This window comes from Pantoea sp. CTOTU49201 (assembly GCF_032054795.1).
Lineage (GTDB): Bacteria > Pseudomonadota > Gammaproteobacteria > Enterobacterales > Enterobacteriaceae > Pantoea > Pantoea symbiotica.
The window spans coordinates 1-7,891 of the sequence record NZ_DAMBSA010000213.1; the positions used below are offsets into that span (position 1 = coordinate 1).

5 protein-coding genes and 1 pseudogene are annotated in these 7,891 nt (G+C 52.9%); all 6 read left to right on the forward strand.

Annotation, left to right across the window (positions count from 1 at the left end):
• Positions 1-386: pseudogene (locus RTY00_RS15050) on the forward strand (hypothetical protein); the annotation flags it as partial.
• A gap of 87 nt (positions 387-473) precedes the next feature.
• On the forward strand, positions 474-1,274 hold the full coding sequence (locus RTY00_RS15055; RefSeq protein WP_312664984.1) for a hypothetical protein: 801 nt from the start codon (positions 474-476) through the stop codon (positions 1,272-1,274).
• Positions 1,275-1,429: 155 nt separating this feature from the next.
• Positions 1,430-3,805, forward strand: coding sequence for a type I secretion system permease/ATPase (locus tag RTY00_RS15060; protein WP_312664985.1), 2,376 nt, complete (start codon positions 1,430-1,432; stop codon positions 3,803-3,805).
• On the forward strand, positions 3,805-5,040 hold the full coding sequence (locus RTY00_RS15065; protein ID WP_179452785.1) for an HlyD family type I secretion periplasmic adaptor subunit: 1,236 nt from the start codon (positions 3,805-3,807) through the stop codon (positions 5,038-5,040). The genes RTY00_RS15060 and RTY00_RS15065 overlap by 1 nt, the downstream gene beginning before the upstream one ends.
• Positions 5,041-5,054: 14 nt before the next feature.
• Positions 5,055-6,818: a TolC family protein gene (locus RTY00_RS15070; RefSeq protein WP_312664987.1), complete on the forward strand. Its 1,764-nt coding sequence runs from the start codon at positions 5,055-5,057 to the stop codon at positions 6,816-6,818.
• A 51-nt stretch (positions 6,819-6,869) separates the two neighbouring features.
• A complete protein-coding gene (locus RTY00_RS15075) occupies positions 6,870-7,562 on the forward strand; it encodes a response regulator transcription factor (protein WP_312664988.1) in 693 nt (230 codons plus the stop codon).
• Positions 7,563-7,891 lie beyond the last annotated feature (329 nt).

Genomic DNA, 7,891 nt, shown 5'->3' on the forward strand with positions numbered 1-7,891 from the left:
AGGTTGTCTATGACCGCACCCAGGCATCAACCAGTCAGCAAGCGGCGTTAGTGACCGTTGATGGCAAGCTGCAAGCCGCCTTGCTGCCAGGCATGTATACCCGCATTTGCGTTCAACCGGGCAGCTATACGCTGGGCGGCTGGATGGACTCTCAGGGCGCGCAAGCGGCCACCCACCACCGTTTTCAAACCACGCTCAAGCCAGGCAAAACCTATTTTGTCCGCGTGAACGCGCAGGGTGATGGCAAACCTCAGCCTGTGCGTCGCATTGAGGCGGAGCGCGAGCTGGCTGACCTACATCTGCAGGAGCATGTGTTATCGCGAGCCAGTGCAGTAACGGAGTGCCGTTACTTATCGCAGCCGTTGGCGTATCACAACATCCGCTAGTTAATTTCCCCCGCATGCCAGTGCACGCGGGACATTCTGAAGAGGTCAATTGTGTTGAATATGTCTTGGGTTAAATCGGTTGTGCTTATGGTTAGCCTGCTAACCACCGTATCGGGTTCGGCCACGCTACAAACGCCCAACGCCTTTGGTGAAAAATACAAGCCGCTGCCACCGGTAGTCAAAGAACTGACGCAGGTGGTGTATTACCGCGCTAACAGCGGCGTTATGACAGCCGGTCCGGCGCATGTTTACGTTGACGGTCGCTATCACACCAGTTTGTTACCGGGCGGATTCACCAGTTTTTGTCTGCGCGCAGGCCCGCATACGCTCGGTGCCTTCGTTAATGATGCGCAGTATCGCGGTAAAACTGAGGGCTTATATCAGGCCGAACTGCACGGCGCGCGCACCTACTTTTTGCGGGTTGATGAACAGCAGCAAATAACGGATGCCCCAACAGCGGTTAATCGCCAGCAGGGTGAACGGGAGATCAAACTCAACCGCCGCCAGGTACATGCGCACTCACGTGCAACCACCCTCGTTTCCTGCGTTTTCGATCGTGCTGCGGCACAAAGTGAAAGTCAGTATCTGTTCAGCAGTCGTGAGCTGTTTAAACAGGATCTTGGCCGCACCTTGCTCACCGATGAAGGCCTCAATTCACTGAATGAAACCGTCGTCACGCTCCGTCAGCAGCATCCCATTTTGCACAGCGTTGTCATTCGCCTCGTGACCCGTGATGAGCCACGAATTGTGCTGCGCGATAAAGCCAAAGCATTGCGTAACGCGCTGACGATGGCTGCGGTGCCGGATGAATTGATCGACATGCAGATTTCAGCTTGTTCGGCGAATTGTCCTAACGCGGATCAGGATGTGCAGATTCTCGCGAAATAAGAAAATAACAATCTAAATCAGCTTTTTAAGTGCGATTTTTCACGTCGGCATTGACGAAGCAAGACCCGGCTTGTATCGCCACTGACGGCTAAAAGCGAGAATTTTCTTACTCCCCGCCCAGCGGGCCTGAATTAACGAACAATGAGATGCGGTTAATGAACGCAACAGAATCTGATAACCAACAGCACGAGCAGGAATTGCATTCGCTGGCGCGTGTGCAGACGCGTATTGATGACACGCTGCTGCAGAGCGTGGACTGGCTCTGCCGCCACTACGGCCTTGGCCGCAGCTTTGACGCGTTGACAGCAGGCCTGCCAAAAGATGTTTTCCTTACGCCTTCCCAAGCGCTGAGTGCGCTGGAGAGTGCCGGTATGACACCGGGTCTGGTCGAGCGCAGCCTGTGGGATGTCCCTCAGCAGGTCATGCCAGTCATTCTGGTACGTAAAGAGTCAGGTGGTTGCATCCTGCTTGATCGGGTACGCAAAAAGAATGCTGAAGACAAGATGACCTGGTTCTATCAAGTGGTCATGCCAGAAGTCGGTAGTAAACCCGTTGAAATTGAGCACGCCGAGATTGCCGAGTGGTACAGCGGTTTTGCCATTTTCTCAAAGCCTGCCGCCAAAGTGGATCGCCGTGTTGAAGAGGGTTTACCGGAGAATCAGAAGCACTGGCTGTTTAGTACCTTGTGGCGCTATCGCCGTTACTACCGTAGCGCGGCAGTGGCATCCGTACTCATTAACGTACTGGCGCTGGCAAGCATCTTCTTCACCATGAACGTCTACGATCGCGTCATTCCGAACCAGGCGTTTGTCACCTTGTGGTCTCTGGCGATTGGCGTAACGGTAGCGATGCTGTTCGAAGCGTTGACGCGCTTTATTCGTGCGCATCTGCTGGATACCGCGGGCAAAAAAGCTGACTTGATTGTCGGTAGCATCCTGTTCCGCCAGGCCATTGAGGTCCGTATGGAGCACAAACCGGCTTCGTCAGGCACCTTTGCCAATCAGCTGCGCGAGTTTGAGTCTCTGCGTGATTTTGTCTCTTCAGCGACCTTAGCCGCACTGGCTGATCTGCCGTTTGTGCTGTTGTTTGTGGGCGTGATCTTTGCCATTAGCGGTCCACTCGGCTTCGTGCCGCTGCTGATGCTGCCACTGATCATCATCATCAGCGTCATTATTCAGTGGCCGCTGGCGAAGATCATGAAAGAGAACCTGAAAGACGCCGCACTCAAGCAAGGCGTACTGATCGAATCCATTGAAGGGATGGAAACTTTGAAAGCCACTGGCGGCGGCGTCCATATGCAGCGTCGCTGGCAGAAATTCAGTGCCTTACAGGCCAACAGTGGTTCGAAATCAAAACGTTATTCAACCCTGGCAACTACTTCGGTGACCTTCCTGCAGCAGTTCCAGACCGTAATGCTGATTCTGATCGGCGTTTATATGATTGATGCCGGCAACCTGACCATGGGTGGCTTGATCGGTACGGTGATGCTGGCAGGACGTGCGACTGGCCCATTAGGTCAGGTCATCGGTTTGGCTACGCGTTACCAGTCGTCAAAAGCGGCGCTGGGTTCGCTTAACAGGCTGATGGAGATGCCAACCGACCGTGATAGCGAGCAGGATTATATCGCTAACCCGGAACTGAAAGGCGATCTGAGCCTGAAAGGCGTGGGGTTCTCTTATCCGGCACCGCCGATGCAGCCTAACCCGGAAATTCTCAAAAACATCAATATCGACATTAAAGCCGGTGAGCGTATCGCCATCCTGGGTTCGATTGGGAGCGGTAAATCAACGCTGCTGCGCTTGATGGCACGTCTTTATCAGCCAACCGGCGGCCAGCTGTTTACGGATGGCCTCGACGTTAACCAGATCGACCCCGCTGACTGGCGCCGTCATATCGGTTTTGTGAGCCAGGAATCACGCCTGTTTTACGGCACGCTGCGTGAAAACGTCATGCTCGGTATGCCCGACGCGGCACCGAATGAGTTTCTGCGTGTACTGCGCCTGACCGGTCTCGATCAGATTGCCGCACGCCATCCGCTGGGTATCAACCTGGCGGTAGGCGAGAACGGCGGCAGTTTGTCGGGTGGTCAGCGTCAGCTGGTGGCTCTGGCTCGTACGCTGCTCAGCCGCCCGGAAGTGCTGCTGCTGGATGAACCAACCAGCGCCATGGACAGCCAAACCGAACAGCAATTCCTGAAGCATCTGCATGCCGCAACCCAAGGCCAGACGCTGGTAGTCGTCACTCACCGTCCGTCACTGCTGGCGCTGGTGGACCGCATCATCGTGATTGATGCCGGCAAAGTTGCCATCGATGGGCCGAAAGATGTGGTGCTCGCCCGCCTGAGCGGACAACCCGTTCCGCCAGCCAATAGCGGCAAAGTGAGTGCGGCAGCACAACAACCGGCTGCCAATACAGTGCCGCAACCGGCTGCGAATCAGTCCGCCGCACCGGCTAACAAACCTGCATCCCCAATCGTTACGCGCAGTGCGCCAGCGAAGGGGTCGGACAAAGATGTTGAGGTCTCTGCCTGATGTTCAGCTTATTCAAACGTAAACCCAAACTGTCGGCGGCAGATGCCGACTTCATGAATGACATTCAGTCTTCACTGCTTACCCAACGCACACCCGGTTCACGACTGGTGCTATGGGTGGTGCTGGCGGTGCTGGTGGGTGGTATCACCTGGGCGCATTTTGCGCGCGTCGAAGAAATCACCAAAGGTGAAGCGAAGATCATCTCCAAGAGCCGTGAACAGATTATTCAGAGTCTGGAGGGCGGCATCCTGGCGGAAATGAATGTGCGTGAAGGTGAAGAGGTTGAACGCGGCCAGGTGCTGCTGAAGATCGACCCAACGCGGGCTCAAGCCAGCTACCGTGAAGCACTGAATAAAGTGGTGGGATTAAAGGCCACGATTGCGCGTCTGCGTGCTGAAGCATATGGCCAGCCATTGAGTTTCGACGATGAACAGGTGCGTAAAGATCAAAGTGTTATCGATCAGGAAACCAAAGCCTATCAGGCGCGTAAGCGTGCACTTGATGACTCGGTTAACGCATTACAGCGCAGCTATGAACTGTCGATGCGTGAAATTCGCCTGGCTGAGCCCTTAGCGGCGCGCGGCTTGCTCTCTGAAGTAGAACTGCTGCGTATGCGCCGCCAGGCCAACGAAATTCAGGCGCAGATTGTTGAGCGTCGTAACCGTTATCAGGCCGATGCCAACTCCGAGTTGAACAAGCTGGAGCTGGAACTTTCGCAGACCAGTGAAAACCTGATTGGCCGCGCTGACGTAATGGAACGTACCACCATTACCGCACCGGTGAGAGGCACGGTGAAAAACATTCGCTTTAACACCATTGGCGGCGTCATTCAGCCTGGCGAACACATTCTGGAAATCGTTCCGCTAGAAGACCAACTGTTAGTGGAAGCGAAGATTCGTCCTTCAGATGTGGCGTTTCTTCATCCTGGCTTACCTGCAACGGTAAAGGTCACCGCTTATGACTACGCGATCTATGGCGGGCTGAAAGGCCACGTGGAATTTATCAGTCCCGATACGTTGAAAGATGATGCCAAAGCGGCTGCGGGACGCCCGGATGACACCTATTACCGCGTCATGGTTCTGACAGAGACCAGCACCCTGAATGCCGGTGGCAAAGCATTGCCGATTATTCCCGGCATGGTGGCTTCTGTTGAAATCCGTACTGGCGAGAAAACTATCCTGGATTACCTGCTGAAGCCGGTAATGAAAGCACGTGAAGCTTTCCGCGAACGTTAATTGAGATCTGAGTGATGAAACAAATTAAATGTTCACAACGCTTGCTGTCGCTGCTAATAGGTTCGTTCCTCGCGCTGCAAAGCGGCGCCGCACAGACGGCAACGAGTGAAGAAGAAGAGCTACTGATGTTTGTTGAAGTGTCGAAACCGAAGCCAGCATTAAGCGCGGCTCAACCAGGAAAAACCATTTCGGCAGATAAGATGGCGAAAATGCTGGCAGCACGCACGCAATCAGCACCGGTTCAGGCTGCTGCTGCGCCATTAACTAACACCGCGCTTGCGCCTGTAGCGAAAGCGCCGGTGGTTAATACACCTGCTGTGTCTAAAGCGCCGATTATTGTGACACAGGTGCCTGCAACACCACTGGTAACAGCAACAAATCGCACAGAAGCGGAGCGAAGCAGCCTTAGTAGCGCTGAACTGCCAATCTTCAAACCGGCAACGTCGGCATCGGTTGCCGCCACGCTAACGCAGCCAGATGAACCTGCTTTAACCCCTGAGCCGCGTCTTTCCGTAGCACGTGCACCGCAGACGGTAGCGCGCGTCAGCCCTGGTGAAATGGAACTGCGAAACATTTTCTACAGTGCGGTGATGAGCGCGCTACAGCGCAGTCCACAGGTTCGCAATACGCAACTGCAAATCGATGCTGCGAAAGAAGACGTGAGCAACGCGAAAGGTCAACGCTGGCCACAGGTTGACGTAACGTCGAACTCACGTCGTTATGAGTTTGGTAAAGGTAACCGCAATGCCAATGACAGCAATATGCCGGCTCTGGGTGTTAACGTGGCGACGAATCTGATCGATTTCGGCCAGACCAGCAACACCATTAAAAGCAAGGAGTTCTCGGTTCAGGCCGCAGATTTCCAGAACACCGCGCAGATCGAAGATTTGGCATGGCAGGTGAGCAGCGGACTGGTGGAGTTGAGTAAACAGCGTTTGATCATCGAAATGAGTAAGCAATACGTAGCGCGTATGCAAGAGCTGGTCACCATGTTGACCGGCATTGTTGAAGCTGATCAGGGCCGCCGCAGCGAACTCACTCAGGCGAAAGGCCGCTTCTTGCAAGCGCAGTCAGCGCTGGATAATGCCGTTTCAAAAGCACGTGACACCGAGATTCAGTTGTATCGCTTGTTAGGTGAAACCCAGGTTCCTTTACCACCCGCGATGCAGTGGCAATTGCAGCCTTCACAGCTTGATGCCTTATTGGCTTCAGTCGACAAGCATCCAACGTTACTTAAAGCACAGGCACAGTCACAGGCTGCCTTTGCTGAAGCCGACGCGCTGAAATCGTCGTCATTACCAAAAATCAATTGGGTAGTGAGTAAAGATACCGGCAAAGACTATTACGGTCGTGAGCAAGCCTGGCAAACCGGTATCAATGTCAGTTGGGGGCTTTTCCGTGGTGGTTCAGCTAACGCGGCAGAACAGGCTGCTGTACAGCGCGCCAGTGCAATGCGGGAAGAGTCAGAAAACCAGCGTGATGACCTGCAACAACGGGTGCGTGCCGCCGATCAGGATGCGCGGTCAATGCTGCAGCGCGCGGATCTCTACCGCAATCTGACGCGTGAATCGGACCGTATCCGCCTCGATTTCTTCGATCAGTGGTATCACCTTGGTAAACGTACGTTGCTGGATGTGTTAAGCGCCGAGTCGGATTACTACAACAACCGTGTTGGCGAGGTGACTAATCGCTTTGATGGTTATAGCGCGATTTTTCGTGGTTATGCCAGCGCCGGACAATTGATGAACTGGCTGAAGAATACGCCGCAAAAACCCTAACAGAGGAACACATGCTGTCCACTCCGGACAGCATGACGACATGAGGTCTCAATGAACCCTTTAACGTCCCAAATTCGTCTGGCTCTGCTTGACGATCATCCTATTATTTGTCGCTCATTTGATGTGTTGTGCGCTGATCAGGATGATTTAATCGTGATCGGAAAATTTGGCCATAGCCGGGAATTATTAAGCTGGTTGCGTATCGCTGAATGTGATGTGCTGGTACTGGATTATATTCTGCAAGATGATGAGATGGATGGCTTATCACTGATTAAACATTTAATGGCGCACTATCCGCATTTAAAGATTTTACTTTCTACATCTGTAGATAGCCTCGCTGTCATTCGTACCGCTTATATGTTGGGTGTGAGAGGCTATATTGCTAAACGAGAAGAGTCTGCAACCTATTTATCAGCGATTCGCACCATTGCAAACGGACAGCGTTATATCCCGCCTCGCATTGCTGAAGAGTTGAGCCAGGTTCCCCTGCGTAAATTCGACAAGGATTTAATCAACGGATCCGCACGGCAATATGGTCAGCAACTCATTTCAACCAGATTATTAACCCCGCGCGAGGCTGAGGTGTTGAATTGTTATTTAGAGGGGATGGAAATAGTTGATATTGCTGTGAAGTTAAAACGCAGTCGTAAAACGGTTAGCGGTCATAAGCAATCAGCGATGAGGAAATTAGGTATTAGTAGCGATTTGGAGCTATTTAAATACCGGAATGATCTGTTTAAATAGTCTTTATGATATTACGTCCGTTTTTTTCACACATTGCGCGATAAGGCTGCATGAAAAGTGCGGCCTTATTATGGACGGCTTTGTTGGTCAGCGAGAATGACGATAATTGGTGACCAGCTTCACATTTCTCTACGTCGTTCGTTAAAACTGCTTGCCACTTTTTCCGTGCTGTAAGCATGATAGCGCCCGTTAAGGATTGTTACTGTTCGGCAGGCAAAACCTGAGACGCGCCCTTTTTCAGTTGAAGAGGGCGCGTCTCAGGTTTTTTTTTGCGCGAAAAACGCGCCAATCCTTTGTAGGGTCGCCATTTATGGTGACCGAAAGACGCT